Source organism: Secundilactobacillus malefermentans DSM 5705 = KCTC 3548 (genome assembly GCF_001436395.1).
In the GTDB taxonomy this organism is placed as follows: Bacteria; Bacillota; Bacilli; order Lactobacillales; family Lactobacillaceae; genus Secundilactobacillus; species Secundilactobacillus malefermentans.
This window is the reverse complement of sequence record NZ_AZGJ01000019.1, coordinates 19,916-36,285: the sequence shown is the minus strand read 5'-3', so window position 1 is coordinate 36,285 and position 16,370 is coordinate 19,916. Positions and strand designations below refer to the sequence as shown.

16 protein-coding genes and 1 other annotated feature are annotated in these 16,370 nt (G+C 39.4%); all 16 genes read right to left on the bottom strand.

Features of this window, described 5'->3' with window-relative positions; translation table 11 throughout:
• The coding region (locus FD44_RS05105; protein WP_191979365.1) for a hypothetical protein at positions 1-299 on the bottom strand (299 nt) is incomplete at its 3' end.
• A gap of 9 nt (positions 300-308) precedes the next feature.
• Complete coding sequence (locus FD44_RS05100; RefSeq protein ID WP_010620106.1) at positions 309-854, bottom strand: NUDIX hydrolase; 546 nt, start codon at positions 852-854, stop codon at positions 309-311.
• A 72-nt stretch (positions 855-926) separates the two neighbouring features.
• Complete coding sequence (locus tag FD44_RS05095) at positions 927-1,136, bottom strand: cold-shock protein (protein WP_010620107.1); 210 nt, start codon at positions 1,134-1,136, stop codon at positions 927-929.
• A 91-nt stretch (positions 1,137-1,227) separates the two neighbouring features.
• Positions 1,228-4,029 carry an isoleucine--tRNA ligase gene (gene ileS / locus FD44_RS05090; RefSeq protein WP_010620108.1) on the bottom strand — a complete coding sequence of 934 codons (2,802 nt, stop codon included), beginning with the start codon at positions 4,027-4,029 and terminating at the stop codon, positions 1,228-1,230.
• 112 nt (positions 4,030-4,141) lie between these two features.
• Positions 4,142-4,348, bottom strand: a binding site (T-box leader).
• Positions 4,349-4,354: 6 nt separating this feature from the next.
• Positions 4,355-5,080, bottom strand: coding sequence for a DivIVA domain-containing protein (locus FD44_RS05085; RefSeq protein ID WP_010620109.1), 726 nt, complete (start codon positions 5,078-5,080; stop codon positions 4,355-4,357).
• 22 nt (positions 5,081-5,102) lie between these two features.
• A complete protein-coding gene (locus tag FD44_RS05080) occupies positions 5,103-5,885 on the bottom strand; it encodes a YlmH family RNA-binding protein (RefSeq protein WP_010620110.1) in 783 nt (260 codons plus the stop codon).
• Positions 5,886-5,906: 21 nt separating this feature from the next.
• Positions 5,907-6,176, bottom strand: a complete 270-nt coding sequence (locus tag FD44_RS10325; RefSeq protein WP_404814660.1) for a YggT family protein — start codon at positions 6,174-6,176, stop codon at positions 5,907-5,909.
• 26 nt (positions 6,177-6,202) lie between these two features.
• Positions 6,203-6,622: a cell division protein SepF gene (locus FD44_RS05075; protein WP_010620111.1), complete on the bottom strand. Its 420-nt coding sequence runs from the start codon at positions 6,620-6,622 to the stop codon at positions 6,203-6,205.
• 104 nt (positions 6,623-6,726) lie between these two features.
• Complete coding sequence (ftsZ, locus tag FD44_RS05070; RefSeq protein ID WP_010620112.1) at positions 6,727-7,995, bottom strand: cell division protein FtsZ; 1,269 nt, start codon at positions 7,993-7,995, stop codon at positions 6,727-6,729.
• A gap of 24 nt (positions 7,996-8,019) precedes the next feature.
• Entirely contained in the window at positions 8,020-9,345 is a 1,326-nt protein-coding gene (gene ftsA, locus FD44_RS05065; protein ID WP_010620113.1) for a cell division protein FtsA, read from the bottom strand.
• A gap of 132 nt (positions 9,346-9,477) precedes the next feature.
• The gene (locus FD44_RS05060) at positions 9,478-10,311 is read right to left on the bottom strand and encodes a cell division protein FtsQ/DivIB (RefSeq protein ID WP_010620114.1); all 834 of its coding nucleotides are present in this window, start codon (positions 10,309-10,311) and stop codon (positions 9,478-9,480) included.
• A gap of 33 nt (positions 10,312-10,344) precedes the next feature.
• The gene (murG, locus tag FD44_RS05055) at positions 10,345-11,436 is read right to left on the bottom strand and encodes an undecaprenyldiphospho-muramoylpentapeptide beta-N-acetylglucosaminyltransferase (RefSeq protein ID WP_010620115.1); all 1,092 of its coding nucleotides are present in this window, start codon (positions 11,434-11,436) and stop codon (positions 10,345-10,347) included.
• The gene (gene murD, locus FD44_RS05050; RefSeq protein WP_010620116.1) at positions 11,436-12,815 is read right to left on the bottom strand and encodes a UDP-N-acetylmuramoyl-L-alanine--D-glutamate ligase; all 1,380 of its coding nucleotides are present in this window, start codon (positions 12,813-12,815) and stop codon (positions 11,436-11,438) included. The genes murG and murD overlap by 1 nt, the downstream gene beginning before the upstream one ends.
• Positions 12,816-12,839: 24 nt before the next feature.
• Positions 12,840-13,808: a phospho-N-acetylmuramoyl-pentapeptide-transferase gene (mraY, locus tag FD44_RS05045; protein ID WP_404814661.1), complete on the bottom strand. Its 969-nt coding sequence runs from the start codon at positions 13,806-13,808 to the stop codon at positions 12,840-12,842.
• A gap of 27 nt (positions 13,809-13,835) precedes the next feature.
• Complete coding sequence (locus FD44_RS05040; protein WP_010620118.1) at positions 13,836-15,986, bottom strand: penicillin-binding transpeptidase domain-containing protein; 2,151 nt, start codon at positions 15,984-15,986, stop codon at positions 13,836-13,838.
• Entirely contained in the window at positions 15,983-16,363 is a 381-nt protein-coding gene (gene ftsL / locus FD44_RS05035) for a cell division protein FtsL (protein ID WP_010620119.1), read from the bottom strand. Before ftsL ends, FD44_RS05040 begins: the two co-directional genes overlap by 4 nt.
• Between the last annotated feature and the right edge of the window lie 7 nt (positions 16,364-16,370).

Sequence of the window (16,370 nt, the reverse complement as noted above, 5' to 3'; positions counted from 1 at the left end):
GCACTTGATTTGACAATTGAGGCAAAAAATAAAATTAAAAAAACTATGATAATTCCAAGAATTAAATAGAATATCAGCCAATTTAGTCGATGCTTGAGCCTTGCCACTTTCGTTTCAGTCAGTTCCTGATGGGCACGAAATGATTCACTAGTAGGGTCATCTCGATGCGTTCTCGCATATTCTTTTTCGACTTGAATTCTCTTTCGATCTCGTTCTTGAAAACTTTCACTTTCTTTTTCTTGTTGTTTTCGGTACTGAGCCCTCGTTAAACCAGATTTATCATCATGTTGTTCAGCCAACACCTTCACCTACTTTTGTGACAATGCAAAGTACCAAATTGCCATAATCGTTTTAGCATCTTCAATCTTACCTTGTTTGATAAGGTCTTGCGCCTCATCCAATGAGTAAGATTCCAACTTTAAGATTTCGCCATCATCTCTAGGAAGTTCATTTGAAACGGGTGTCAGATTTGAAGCCCAATATAGCATCATTTTTTCATCTGAAAAACCAACAGAGGAATAAAAATGCGTAATCAACTTCAAGTTACCAGGTTTCACCCTAATTTCTTCATTCAGCTCACGAATGGTAGCATGTTCAGCATCATTATTATCTCGTTCATCAAGTTTTCCAGCAGGAATCTCCAGCGTTTCCTTGCTGATTGGTGCGCGCCACTGCCTGACCAAAATAATTTTATTATCGTCTGTGATTGCTAGAACACCAACGGCCCCTGAATGATGAACAACTTCTCGAAATCCTTTTTCACCATTAGGTAAGAGGACCGTTTGTTTTTCAACATTAATAATTGCACCATCGTATATTGGTTTATTTCCAATTACTTTTTCTTCTAAATTCATTTTGACTCTCCACTTCAAATTCTTAGTAATATTAGTGTAACGGTATTCCCATTTCTTTGCAATTTAGGTGTCCTAATTCTCGTCTATGATGGTCACCTTAGCAGCTTGTGGTCCCTTAAGGCCATCTACGACGACGCAACTGACGTGTTGTCCCGCTTTAATCTCTCGGTAGCCACTTCCCTCAATCGCTGTGTAGTGGACAAATAGACTGTCATTTCCGGGGATTGAAATGAAGCCAAACCCAGTTTGGGCATTATAACTTTTAACAACTCCTGTAATCATGTCCTTCACTCCTTTATCTTTGATTCATTATGTCACGAAAAAGGACTCAAGACAAAGAAATCCATGTCTTGAGTCCAATTATTAGGCATTTTTATTCTTCGAATCCGTCTTTTGCAGTTTCTGGAAAATCAGCTCTGACTATTGCCGCACATCGTTCACAGAAATGTGGGTAATCTGGATCCTGTCCAACATCCGTTTTAGTTAATCGACAACGGTCACAAACGTCACCTGGAGCCGGCTTAACAGTTAACGAAATTTCATTGTTGAAGTTTTCAGCATCAGCTGGCGCTTCATCAAGATTCTTCACGTTCAGTTCAGAAACCATCAATATTTGACGGACATCTGTATCCAACTCGTCAAATAATCTCTTAGTACCTTCACTGGCGTAAATCGTCAAGCTAGCATCTAGTGACTTACCAATGAGTTTTTGATCTCGTGCCTCTTCTAACACCTTAAGCACGTGACCACGCAATTTCATAAATTGTTCCCAATTTGACTTAACGGTTTCTTCGTTAGACAAATGAGTAGGCTCAGGCATTTCAGAAAGTTGAACGAACGCTTCAGACTCATCCAAGAATTCCCAAATTTCTTCAGTCGTATGCGGCAGAATTGGGGTTAACAATTTGACTAAGGAAACAAGCACTTTATAAAAGACTGTTTGCATTGAGCGTCGAGTCTGGCTGTCCACTGAATCAATATACAAAAGATCTTTTGCAAAATCTAAGTAAAATGCAGATAGGTCAGTAATCACAAAGTTCATCAGCTTCTTATAAATGTTTAGGAAATCAAATTTCTCGTAATCAGCCTCAACTTCTGAAATAAAATCATTCAGCTTAATCAGCATAAATTTGTCTGCAGATTCCAAATCATCGTCTGCGACAGCATTTGTTTTTGGATCAAAGTCCGACGTATTTGCGAGCAAATAACGCAGCGTGTTTCGGAGCTTTTTATATGAATCCGAAATTTTTGCAAATGCATCCATCGATACTCGAACGTCCGCAGATGAATCAACAGAAGAAACCCATAGGCGAATAATCTCTGCACCCATTCGTTTGATAACTTCTGCTGGTGCAATGGTATTTCCAAGTGATTTACTCATTTTATGACCCTGACTATCTAAAGTAAATCCTTGAGAAAGAAGCTTCTTATAAGGCGCTTTACCTGAAAAGGCGACACTCGTAATCAAACTTGAGTTAAACCAGCCTCGGTATTGGTCTGATCCTTCAAGGTATAGGTCTGCTGGATAATCTAAATTATCTCGTTCGGCAAGAACACCTTGATGAGATGAACCTGAGTCAAACCAAACATCCATAATATCGGTTTCTTTAGTGAACTTTCCATTTGGTGAATGATCAGATTTAAAGTTATCAGGGAGTAGATCCTTTGCCTCTCTATCAAACCAAACATCTGATCCATATTGCTCAAATAAGTCAGCTACATGATTAATTGTTTCTGGGGTGATAATAGCCTCCCCATCTTCGCCATAAAAAATTGGAAGCGGAACGCCCCAAACCCGTTGTCGAGAAATAACCCAGTCGCCACGATCTTTAATCATGTTATAAAGGCGACGTTTCCCCCAACCTGGGAAGAATTCAACATCATCGATAGCGCCAAGAATTTCATCCTTGATTTTATCAACTGATGCAAACCATTGAGGTGTAGCTCGGAAAATAACTGGCTTCTTTGTCCGCCAATCAAATGGGTAACTATGTTCATATGGCATATAGTCAAGTAATAAATTTTGTTCTTTGAGCTTATCTAGTGCAATCTGATTAGCATCATCGTAGAAGACCCCTTCAAAATCTTTACCGGCTTCTGCGGTCATGAATCCTTTATCATCCACTGGAACAAGGACATCTAGACCATACTTCATTCCAACTTGCCAGTCATCCATACCAAATCCTGGAGCAGTGTGCACAAGGCCAGTTCCTGCTTCAAGCGTCACAAAATTACCTAACATCGTGACTAACTTACGTTCTGGGTAAAATGGATGTTGACAGAGAACTCGATCTAACTGAGATCCCTTCAACGTTTTGACTGTTTGAATGTCCTTCCAGCCAAATTTTTCAGCTGCCTCTGAAACCAATTCAGTTGCAATCACGAATTGACGTTCATCTTCATCATGTTTAACAACGGAATAATCAAAATTAGCATCAACTGTAATTCCTTCTGAAGCGGGAATTGTCCAAGGGGTCGTCGTCCAAACGACTAAGTAAGTCACCTCGTTATCAAGGATTCCTTTACCGTCAACAACTTTTTCGCCATAAAAAGCAGAAGGTGAAGTTACATCGTGATACTCCACTTCAGCCTCAGCCATTGCTGATTCAGAAGACCATGACCAGAAAACGGGTTTCTTTCCCTTGTAAATTAAACCTTTCTTTGCCATTTCGCCAAATACTCGAATTTCTTGTGCTTCAAATTCTGGCTTTAATGTCAAATAAGGATTGTCCCATTCGCCGGCAACACCAAGCCGCTTAAACTCTTCACGTTGACGGTCTACTTGTTCCAACGCATACTTTCGGCAAAGTTGACGGAATTCAGTAGTCGACATTTTTTTACGGTCGTAACCCATTTTAGTTAATTGTTGCTCAATGGGTAGTCCATGAGTATCCCAGCCAGGAACGTATGGTGCTCGGTAGCCACTCATCGACTTATAACGAACAATAAAGTCTTTTGAAATCTTGTTTAAGGCATGACCCATATGGATATCGCCATTTGCATATGGAGGGCCATCATGAAGAATAAAGGTTGGCTTTCCCTCATTAATTTTTTGTCTCAATTGATAGACGTTATTATCTTCCCACGCCTTTTGACGCTCTACTTCCTTCACGGGCAAATTGCCACGCATCTTAAACTTGGTTTTTCCAAGATTTAAAGTATCTTTTACATGCATGTAACATCCTCCTCATATTTACCGTTAGTTTCATCATCTGAAACGGTGAAATGAACCCACTAGCATTAGTTAGCTCATTTCACCGTTCCAAAGGACACAAAAAGACCTCATCCCAAGGGACGAAGTCTTCGCGGTACCACCCAAATTCAGAATACAAGTATTCTCTTAAAAGTGATAACGGAACTACCGGTTTAATCTATTTCATTCAATTAAACACTCAGAGATGATTAACCATTAATAAATTTCCTATCGACCTTACACCACTCGCCGACTCGCTTTAGGATTTATTAATAATTACTATTCTCTTCAATGTATTATTAACTCATTATTTATTGGAATCTTTAATTGCTTCATCTTTATCCTTAGTTGCTTGTGTATCATCATCAGGAAAAATGACAACAGTTTGCTGATTTTGCTCAGCTGCTACTGGTTGATCAGCATCAATAATTTCGCCTTCACTCGCAGAAGCTTTATCTGAGTCTACGCCAGAATTCTCACTACTGTCAAGTTGATCATCCATTAATTTGCGAATCTCATTATATGAAGTTGGAACTCCTTCTTGTAAGAGGTCATCCCAATCTTTACTCTTAGTAACCTCAAGTTGGCTTTCAAGCATAACTTGTAATCGTTGACGGAAAACGCGCGTACTTTTCTTTAAGTCGTCTGTTTCAACCGCTAGCTGTTGCGCACGCTTTGCCGCTTGATTCAAGGTATCATTTGCCTTATCAGAAGCTTCAGACACAATATCGGATGCTTGTTTTTGAGCTTCCTGGGTGATGATTTCGGCTTCACGCTGAGAATTAGCCCGAACCCGATCAGCTGCTTCCTGTGCCACAATGATAGATTGATTTAAAGAATCTTTCAAATCGTTAAAATACTTTAGTTTTTCCTGACTTGCATCAAGATTTTCAGTCAATTCTTTATTTTCTTTCAGGGTAATTTGGTAATCCTTAATGACCTTATCAAGAAAGTCATTGACCTCATCTATGTTATATCCCCGCATTTTTGTCGAGAATTCTTTATCATGAATATCCATTGGACTAAGTACCATAACTAATTCCTCCCAGTTACCTTTATTTTCTCAAAACAGCCAGTGTAACCCTGGTTTTCTCTTTCTTGGTTTGACCATCTAAACTGATCAACTTGATTCGACCAAAACCTCTGATTGAAACAATGTCAGCGATTGCTAACTCATAATCGGGTTTATTTGATTCAGCCCAATTAACACGAACTTTTCCTGCTTCTACAAGTGCCTTTGATCGATGCCTTGAAAGATGAAAAGCAGTCGCGACAATACTATCTAATCTAATAGATGAAAGTGTTGCCCCCTCCTCTTCCCATTCATTGAGGGGTTCAACTGCTTCGCTATTCTCTTTCGGCGTCAAGTGAACCTTTATTTTACCAATCTGATCAACCTGGTTTTCAAAATACGACGTTATTCCCGTTTCAACGAAAAATTGCCATCTTTCTCCATCCGTAATGATATCCCCAATTACTTCTCTATCAACGCCAATATTGGCTAAAGTTCCCAAAACTTGACTATGATGAAGATCGGCAAATTTCGTTGGATAAATGATTTCAAAAAGTGTCACTTCAAAATCAGTTTTTTTCGGTTCGAAGTACTCGGGATAAATCAAAACTCGATTTAATTCTGCGCCTGGATAACCACCATATGGTTGCATCTTAACGTTATCATTTCCATTCACAATCGTTGTTAGTATAAAAACTTGTCGTGGATTTAAAAAATGTGTTAAGACCGGTCGATACTCTTCACTGGCTTCATTTATTAAGTCGGTTGCTGTCTCAATGAATGCTTCTTCATCCCTTCGAAAGTGCTGTGCCAAATTACTCTCCAAAACGATTCTCCTTTACCGTGGTTATAGATAAATCCCAAAGAACCTGGCAATTAATCGAATTCCATCTTGTACTAAGAACAAGACAATTAAGGCAACAACTGGTGCAAATCCGACCATGCCTATTCGAGCAAAGTTAAACCAGCGTTGAAAAGGTTCAACGATTCGTCCTAAGAATCTACCAAGTGCTGAGCTATAAGCTCCTGGAAACCAGCTTAATAATGCATAAATAACAATCGCCCAGGTGTAAATATTAATTAATTGAATAATTCCAGATAAAATCCAGCCAATAATTTCGATTAATGGTCACTCCCTACGTTTTATTTAAATTGGTTATCTAAACTTGAGGTTAGATTACCAGAAATTTCAAAATTATGTGGTGTACAAAGGAATATTTGATCCCCTATTCGCTCGATATCTCCATTGATGGCAAAAACTGTTCCAGTTAAAAAATCAACAATTCGTTTTGCTTGATCTTCTTCTACTCTGGAAAAATTAATGATTGCAGCTTCATTTTTAATAAGTTGCTTAGCAATTTCTTTAACATCCGAATAAATCCGTGGCTCAAACAAAGCAATTTTGCTAGAACCAGCTTTTGGTGAGTTAATTGAAACAACATTCGACTTAACATTAGTTGAATCAAATGAACGATTAAATGAATTTTCTTCATACTCCTCATCATTATCGACATTATCTTCATCCATTCCGAAGAATTTACTAAAACTAAATTTTGCAGCCATTGGTTTTCGCTCCCTTCAACGGTTAAACGTTGCTCTGATCATTCTGTATGATTTGCCAAAAGGCAGTCGCACGAAATGAGTTACCATTCCAAACTAACTGCCTTCTATTGGTCTTTATTTCGACGATGTTTAAAGAATGGTGGTGTATCCAAATTATTTGAATCGTCTTGTTCTGTTGGCGTTTCTTTTGCAGAATCGTTATTTCCAAATATGTTAAAGTCTGGTTTCTTCACGCCACTAAATTCATCATCCTGCTTTGGCTGTGGGCGATTGGTATTAGCTGGTTCATGACGCATATCCCAGTTACCAAATGGATCTCGTGATTCTTCTGATTCCGTTGCCTTATTATCAGGAGTCGAAACTGAACTGTCAGTATGACGTGCCGTCCGAGTTTGATGGTTAGCACGTTCTTCCCTCTTTTTATCAATTCCAGTTGCAATAACGGTTACCCGAACTTCATCACCAAGGTTTTCATCAATCGATGTTCCAAAAAGAATATTAACATCGCTCGTTGCAGCACTTGAGACGATTTCTGAAGCAGCCTGTGTTTCATAAAGTGAAAGATCTGGTCCACCTGTAATATTCAATAGCACTTGCTCGGCGCCATCGATAGAAACCTCTAATAAAGGTGAAGAAATTGCTTTTTTGGTTGCTTCTTCAGTTCTATTTTCGCCATTTGCTGAACCAATTCCCATTAAAGCTGATCCTTGATTGCTCATAACGGTCTTAACATCAGCAAAGTCTAAGTTAACATATCCTGGACTCGTAATTAAGTCTGAAATACTTTGTACACCTTGTCTAACAACATTGTCGGCTTCTTGGAATGCTTCCATCATTGGTGTCTTCTTGTCAACAATTTCAAGTAATCGATTGTTAGCGATAATAATGAGTGTATCAACATTTTCCTTAAGTGCAGCAACACCTTCAGCAGCGTAACGTGATCGCTTAGGTCCTTCAAAACTAAACGGACGGGTAACAACCCCAACCGTTAATGCACCTTGATCCTTGGCAATTTTTGCAACAAGTGGTGCTGCTCCATTACCAGTTCCACCACCCATTCCGGCAGTGACGAAAACCATATCTGCACCTTGAAGTGCTTCTGTAATAGCTTCTTCGCTTTCTTGCGCTGCTTTAGCACCAACATCTGGATCCGAGCCTGCACCTAATCCACGTGTCAATTTCGGTCCAAGTTGAATTTTTGTTTCAGCATTTGAAGACTCAAGTGCTTGAACGTCAGTGTTAGCAACGATAAATTCGACACCCTTAACGTCTTCTGCAATCATTCGGTTAACGGCATTACTACCACCGCCACCAACACCGATAACTTTAATTGTTGCGCCGTGGTTTTGCGTTGAGTCTAATGAAAATTCCATTTAAAATCCCTCCGTTATTGAATACTAGTCAAAGAAATCACTGAAGAAACTCTTGATTCCTTGCCCACGCTTCTTTTTTGATTTTTTAGGTTGCTGTTCTCTATCACGATTTGACGCTGTCCGCCGTTTATTACTTTGATTTGAGGATTCAAATTGACTTTCATTAGCGTTAAATTGAATGTCTCCAGTACTATTTGCAGCAGATTTAACCAGTAAGTCAATTTCACTCATCTGCCCTCTATATGTCACAAGTGAAAGTACTTGGACAAAGGAAGGATGGCGGAGTCCCATTTGATCAGGAATGTAGGTTCTAACCGTTACCCCAAAAGTATCGGCCGCCAAATCCGCAATTCCTGGCAATGCTGCAACGCCACCAATAAGTACAATTCCCCCAGGTAGCTTTAATGCATTGATTGAATCAAGATGTTGTTTAAGATTACTGAAGATTTGTCCAACCCTGGCTTCAACTATTTCAGCTAAATACCGTTCTGATATTTGAGTTGGCTGTGATTGACCCACAACTTCAACTGGAAATTCATTATCATCAGAGGCCTGAAGAGAATCAGCATACCCGTAATCACGTTTTATTTTTTCTGCGTTATCCAGGGACGTATTAAGCACAACGGAGATGTCGCGCGTAATGTAGGCGCCCCCTTCATCATCTGTATATGTATACTTTAATCTATGATCATGAATAACGGCTGCTGTGGACTCGCCCCCACCTAAATCAATTAGAATGGTACCAAAGTCCTGCTCACCATCACTCATAACAGTCTTTCCTTGAGCCAATGGACTTACTAGCATGGTTTCGATTGATAAACCTGCTTGTTCAACCGCTTTTCTAGTGTTATGAATAATTGTCTTAGCACCAGTAAAGAGCATCCCACGCATCTCTAATCGTACACCAACCATCGATCGTGGATCTTTTATTCCATCAAAGCCATCAACAACAAATTCTTCAGCTTGAAGGTCAATGACTTCACGTTCAGGAGGCAAATTTTGTGTTAAGGCAGATAATGCAACACTTTGCACATCCTGATCCGTAATTTCTCTTGCTTGTTCATCAATTGTAATCATCCCGTTGCAAGGCTCCATGCTAAGCATATTTGCCGGAATACCAACTACAACGTTTTGAATTTGAATACTTGCTTTTTCTTCTGCTTGACGCACGGCACTTTTAATTGCTTCCACCGCTTTATCGATGTCGACAATCACACCGCGACTAAGCCCTTCTGAACGCTCATTTCCTACTCCGATAACATTCATTTGCCCTTTGACATTTTCAGCCACAATGACTTTTATCGAGGTAGTCCCTATATCAAGTCCAACAAACATACCTGAATTATCCATACCAACAGGATCCTCCTAAAATGTTTTCCATGCATAAAATAACGCATACATTTATTTTTTAGTTTACCACATTTAGTACGCGTTTAGAAAGGCATTCGCCGATTATTGCGCGTTTCTTAACAATAGTTGTTGTCATTTAAATGGGTATGAGTATGCACCCACTTCTAAATTGATAACCCCATTCTGTTTCATTTTACTTGAAATGCTTTCGTAAAATGCCATTTTCTTCGCCAAAGTTGTGAGGGTTGCGTAGACCTCATTCCCGTCGTTCATGAATAAGTGGACCCGATCTGGATTAGATTTTGAAGGAGAGAAGCGCACCTCTGAGATATTTTGCTGAACTGTTTTATTCAGATGATTATATTGCTGAACCATTTTCTGAGTTGTTTTGACAGTTTTGAAGTGGCTAAAAATAGGATAGTGGGCCATTGGCTGCTTTTTCCCATGGTGACTGATTACGCCGCTTTCAAGAATAACGTAGTACCGTTGCTTCTTTACCAAAAATGCTGCCGTTTTATATTCAGCAATCTTAACCGTAACTCGATTCAAGTGGCTCAATGAAACCTTAACTGATTTTACCTTAACGTTTGCTCCCCTAGCAGTAGATTGAATCTCCTTTTGACGTCCAAGAACAGAAAAGACCGAATCACCCTTCGCTAAATTCATGCTGGTGAGTACTTCCTGATTAGACAAAGATCGATTACCGTTAATGTTAATTTTTTGAATGTGGCTCAATGGAGAAATTAGATAAATGACAAATAAAAGTGCTAAGCCAAAAGCCAAAACCAAGCTACCCATTTTCAAAATAAGCTTTTGATTTTGTTGTTTACGTAATTTTGAAAGCTTCTTCCCAATTCGCTTAGGCCTAAGCTTAGTAAACAGACTACTTTGTGCTCGTTCTCGCTTTTTTTGAGCCTCTTGGTATCTCTGCCAAGGGGTCAATTCCTCATCGCTCTTTTTTCCCATTTCGTCACCCCCTACTATGTGAAATTGGACTTATTATTTTGAGATACTCTCGACAACTTGTAACATTTGATCGGCAGCGTCTGGCACACCCATTTTCTTTGAAGCAGCTGCCATTTTTTCTCGGATTTCAGCGTCATGCATCAACTCATCAACCTCATTTAATAACGATTCACCGTTTAAATTTTCTTCGGTCAACATTCTTGCAGCACCAGCATCAACCATGCTCATCGCATTTTTCGTTTGATGATTTGCAGTGACGTATGGGCTGGGGATAAGAACTGCTGGAACACCTAACGCGGTAATTTCAGCCAGACTAGTTGCACCGGCGCGGCTGACGATTAAATCAACTTTGGGTAAAATTTCTGGCATTCGATCGATATACGGTTTAACTGTCACATTTTTGCCTAATTTTAAACTGTTTAATTGACTCATTACGCCATCGTACCGCTTAGGACCAGTCACAAAGACAACTTGGTAATCACGCTTATTAAATTCAGCCATTGCAGCAACAACCGACTGATTAATTTTCAAAGCACCCTGACTGCCACCAAAAATCAAAGTCGTTGGCTTGTCATCACTTAGACCCATGCTCGACCATTTGAAGTTGCTAACGGTTTCGGCAACTTCTTGAGCACGAGGATTTCCAGTTTTGATTACCTTATTTTCTGGAAATTGACTTCTGGCAGCCTCAAAATTAATAGCTATTTTATCAACAAATCTACTCAAGAATTTATTGGTGATACCTACAACGCTATTTTGTTCGTGGATTAGTGTAGGCACTTTTAGACGAGTGGCTGCATAAACAACAGCTCCCGAAACGTATCCACCTGTTCCGACAACAACGTCTGGTTTAAATTCCTTAATCATTTTTTTGGCAATTCGAACACTCTTTAAAAATAAATAAATGGTTTTAAAGTTTTCCAGTGACAGTGAACGTTTAAACCCCTGAATTTCCATTGATTTAAAATCAATCCCCTGCTTAGGAACTATTTGACTTTCAAGTCCACGATTCGATCCAACATAAAGAACAGCAGAGTCTGGCTCGTGTTTTTTTAAGTCCTTTATCAACGCTAGGGCAGGATAGATATGACCACCCGTTCCGCCTCCAGAAACCATTAATCGCATTATTTTTCTTCCTTCTCTCCGGTTAATTCTTCCACAGCTTCAATGAATTCATCACCGCGAACTTCAAAATTAGGATACTGATCCCAACTAGCATTTGCAGGCGATAGCAAAATAATGTCACCAGAATCACTAAGCTCAAAGGCTTTAGGAACACCATCCTTAACATTTTTGGCAAAGACAATACTCTTAACTCCAGCTTTTTTGGCGGCATCCTCCAATAATTTATCAGTTTGACCAAAAAGGACAATCCCTTTCACATGTTCCTTAAAGGATGGGACAAGTTTATCAAATACATACCCACGATCCAAGCCTCCAGCTAGTAAAATAACTGGTTGCTTGAATCCTTTCAAAGCCATCTCAGTCGCTTCTATATCAGTTGCTTTTGAATCATTGTAGTATTGTCGTCCCTCAGCAGTCAGTACGTACTGGGTACGATGCCGAACGCCACCAAATGTAGTTAAGACGTGTTTGATTGCAGTATTCGTTTTGCCTTCGATTTTAGCGACGGCAATGGCTGCTAACGCATTTTCAACATTATGATCTCCAGGTACCTTTATTTCATCAGCCATCATGATGAAATCATCCCGCCAATACAGTTTGCCGGACTTTTCATAGGCTCCTGTTTCGTCAACGTCTAGTCGAGAAAAGGGAATAACCTTCGCTTTCGTTTGCTTACTTAAATCTCGCCATTCTTTGTTATCAAAATTCACGACAAAATAATCTTGATCCGTTTGATTCATCGTAATACGCATTTTTGCTCTAACATAGTTTTCGCGAGTTTTATGGTAGTCCAAATGGTTAGAAAAAATATTCGTCAAGACTGCAATATGAGGGTGAAACTGTGTAATGCCTAATAACATAAAACTAGAAACTTCCAAGACCAGAGAATCTGCCTTTGTAACTTTTTGGGCTACTTGACTGGCAGGAATACCAATATTCCCAGCATCATAACTCTGGCCAGTTGTTCGTTCCTGATTTAACATTTTTGTTATCATCGTTGTTGTTGTTGTCTTTCCATTACTGCCAGTAACAGCAACCAACTGTGCTTCTGAAACTTCACTAGCCAGCTCAATTTCAGTAATAATAGGAATCTTGCGTTCCAAAGCACCCTTCACAATAGGATTATCATAGGGAATTCCAGGGTTCTTTACAATTAAAGTAAATCCCTCATCTAATAAAGATAATGGATGACTGCCGGAAATAACTTTAATCCCCTCTGATAATAGCTTTTGAGCATCTACACTATCATCAAAATTTTGTTTGTCGTTCACGGTAACATAGGCACCAAGTTTTTTTAATAATTTAGCAGCATTAAAGCCACTTTTTGCAAGTCCTAACACTAAAACCTTTTTTCCCTCATACTTTTTGACAATTTTCATTCCAATTCGCTCCAAACTACATATTTAAATCATGCTAAACACACCTGTAACTGCCACAATTAGACCGATTATCCAAAAAATAATGTCTATTTTCCATTCGCTCCAACCTTTCATCTCAAAGTGATGATGAATTGGGCTCATCAAGAAAATTCGTTTACCCGTTAGCTTGAAACTAGCCACTTGCAAAATAACACTCATGGTTTCAATAACAAAGATTAAGCCAATCCATAGCAACGAAAGTTCATGGTGCAACGCGATTGAAACAGCCGCAAGGGATCCACCAAGTGCTAGTGAACCCATATCACCCATGAAAATTTTGGCTGGTTTATGGTTGAAGATAAGGAAACCTAGTAATCCACCAACGACTGCCCCACAAAATACTAAAACATCGCCTTGATGTTGAACATAGGCAACTACGCCATACGCCGCAAATGCAATAGATGCTAGTCCGGCAACTAAGCCATCAAGCCCGTCAGTTAAATTAACCGCATTTGAAAATCCAACTAACCAAAAGATAACAAATAGCGCAAACCACCAGTGTAAATGAATAGTCGGTCCAAGGGGATTATGAAGTTCAAACGGTAATTGTTCATGTGCATAGACACCAACAAAAACGAGTGCCCCCACGATCTGTCCCAAGAGCTTTTGCCAAGCCTTCATTCCCTCATTCTGGCGTTTGAACAGTTTTATAGAATCGTCCCACATTCCCAAGAGTCCATATAACACAAGGATAAACAATAGAACCAACATTATTGGTGAAAGTCGATGTGTTGAAAAAATACCAAAGATTAGACTAGATATCACAATTGCAATGATAAATAGCAGGCCACCCATTGTTGGGGTTCCTGATTTTTTTTCGTGCCAATTTGGTCCTTCTTCTCTAATCATTTGGCCTTCATGCCGGCTTCTAAAGTAATGAATAAGACTCGGCATAAAAATAACGGTTATTAAGAAACTACCAATTAATGGTGCTAACCAATCCATGTACTGAATATTTGTCATAAGTTTTCCAATCCAATCCTAATTACTTGATCCAAGCTTTACTTTCAGCGTTGTACCAGAATTAACAGCCTTACCGCTTGTGATATTTTGTTTCGTCACGTAACCGGAACCAGTTGTCTCTAATTTAATATTAAGCATTTTAGCAATTTTGACAACATCTGCTCGCGACCAGCCCTTCAAACTTGGCATTAAGTTTTCACCCGATGTTGCTAAAATAATTCGCTGATTATCATAAAGGGTCGTGCCTGAGTTAGGTGACTGAGCCGTAATCTTGTCCGTTGTGCCAAGCGTTGTAACTCGATACCCTTTCTTTGTTAACTTCGCTGCTTCTGTTGTTGCAGAATTTCCAGTAAGATCCGTCATCTTTGTAGATTTCGTACTACTGGTCTGCGTTTTATCATCTTGTAGCGCTCTCGTGATGAGCGGCTTAAAAATTTGAGCCATTAATTGAGTTGCTGTTTTTGATCCCAAAGTAGGCTGCTTCATCGTAATATACAAGACATATTTCGGATTCTTGGCAGGCGCCATCCCCGCTACTGAATAGAGGTAACTGTTGTCTCCACTCAAATAACCAGATGAACCCCCACTAACTTGTGCAGTACCTGTTTTGGCAGCAACTTTAACCCCACTAATTTTAAAATCAGAGCCTATTCCATAGCTTTTGTAGACAACGTCCTCCATGTGCTTTCGCACCGCTTTAGCGGTTGCAGCACTCACAGGCTCGCCAACTACTTTTTTCTTATTTTTTTGAATCACTTTATTCGTATTTGGATTAACAACCTTATCGATAAAGTATGGCTGTAACATTTTCCCGTTATTACTAATTGCAGACAAGGCTCTCATCATCTGAAATACAGTCACTTGAATACCCTGACCAAACGATGTATCAGCCTGTTCAATTGCTTTTGAAAATTGAATACTCCCGGATGATTCACCAGCAAGCCCACTATCTGTGCTCTTTAAGAATTTAAACCGGTTAATATATTTTTTCCACGTCTTCGCGCCCATCTGTTCTTCCAAATGAGTCATCGCAACATTACTCGAAAGGGCAAATCCCTTGTTGTAGGTAATCCGACCCCAACCACTGGTTTGCCAGTCTGGCACGGTAATGCCATCAACAGTTGTTTTACCAGAAAGATAAGTGGAAGTTCCATTATAATTGCCACTATCAATAGAAGCACCCATGGTAAATATTTTCATAGTTGATCCAGGTTCATAGGAATCTTGGACCAACGTATCTCGCCACATCTTGTCTAGTCCTTTACCCGTCATCGGATTATAGGTTGGACGTTGACTAGCGGCCAAAATAGCACCAGTTTTCGCATTCATTAGGACCGCATTCATAGACGCCGGATGTGCCTCAGCATTCACTGCAGACATTTCCGTCTCAAGTAATGTTTGTAGTCTACTATCAAGTGTCGTGTAGACGTCATCGCCATTTGTCGCTTTTTTCTTTTTAGCCGCCGTTCCGGAAACCTGATACCCATAATTATCCTTTTGCACGGTGCTAATCCCATCAGTACCCGTCAATTGTTTATTCAACATTTTTTCAATTCCCATATTTCCAACCATCGATTTAGTTGAATCACTCGGAACCGTCACGTTACCGATCAAGTGGGAAGCAAAAACTCCATTAGGGTAAAGACGTGATTGTCGCTGAATAAAATTAATACCCGTTAAATGAGCTGCTTTTATTTTATTACGAGTTGTTAATGAAATACTCTGTCCTGCAGCACCAAATTCCACCTGAAAACTCTTTGAATTTAGCTGTTTAAGAACCTTTTCCTTACTAATGGATAAGTACTTCGATAGAACTTCGGCCGTTTTATTTTTATTCGTTACATAGAGAGGCTTTCCGTTAATCGATTCCTGCTTCTTATTCAATACAGCATAAATTGAATAAGTACTGGTATCTTCAGCAATTGGGTCATTATTTGCATCATAAATAGTCCCCCGACTTGCCTTAACCGTCTGAGTTTCTGTATAAAGCTTTTTAGTTCGTGCGCTCAAATTAACGTTCTGAACATTTTTACCTATTGAAATATAAGAAAAACGGATAATGATTAGCCCAAATAACACTAAGAAAACAAAGAAAAGAACAATCCCAAACTTTTTTCTGTTTTTTTGTGATTGGTTGCTAGTCACCATCCGTTTCGGTGATTTGTTCATTTATCAACATTCCTTATTTTATCGTTTGAAAGTGTTAAGCCACTTTTTTTAGCAATTTTGTCTAAGCGACTTCTACTAAGAAGCTCATTCGCCTCTTGACGATGATTTGTATTGTCGCTTTTCAGTTGCGTTACGCGAGTCTGCAAATCTTGCAACTGATGCTGAGTAGCGGACACTCCAATTGTAACATTAATTGTCCAAATCATCATTACGACTATTACAACTCCACAAACTGTCATCAAACACTTTTCAAACTTTGAAACGGGTAGGCTCTTTGGAAGAACCTTTACTCGTGGATTATGTAGTGGGCGCTGTTGCGGCGCTATTGGTTGTGGTACTTCTGATTGGTATTCTTCTGCTAAACTATTTTGCGACATCTCGACC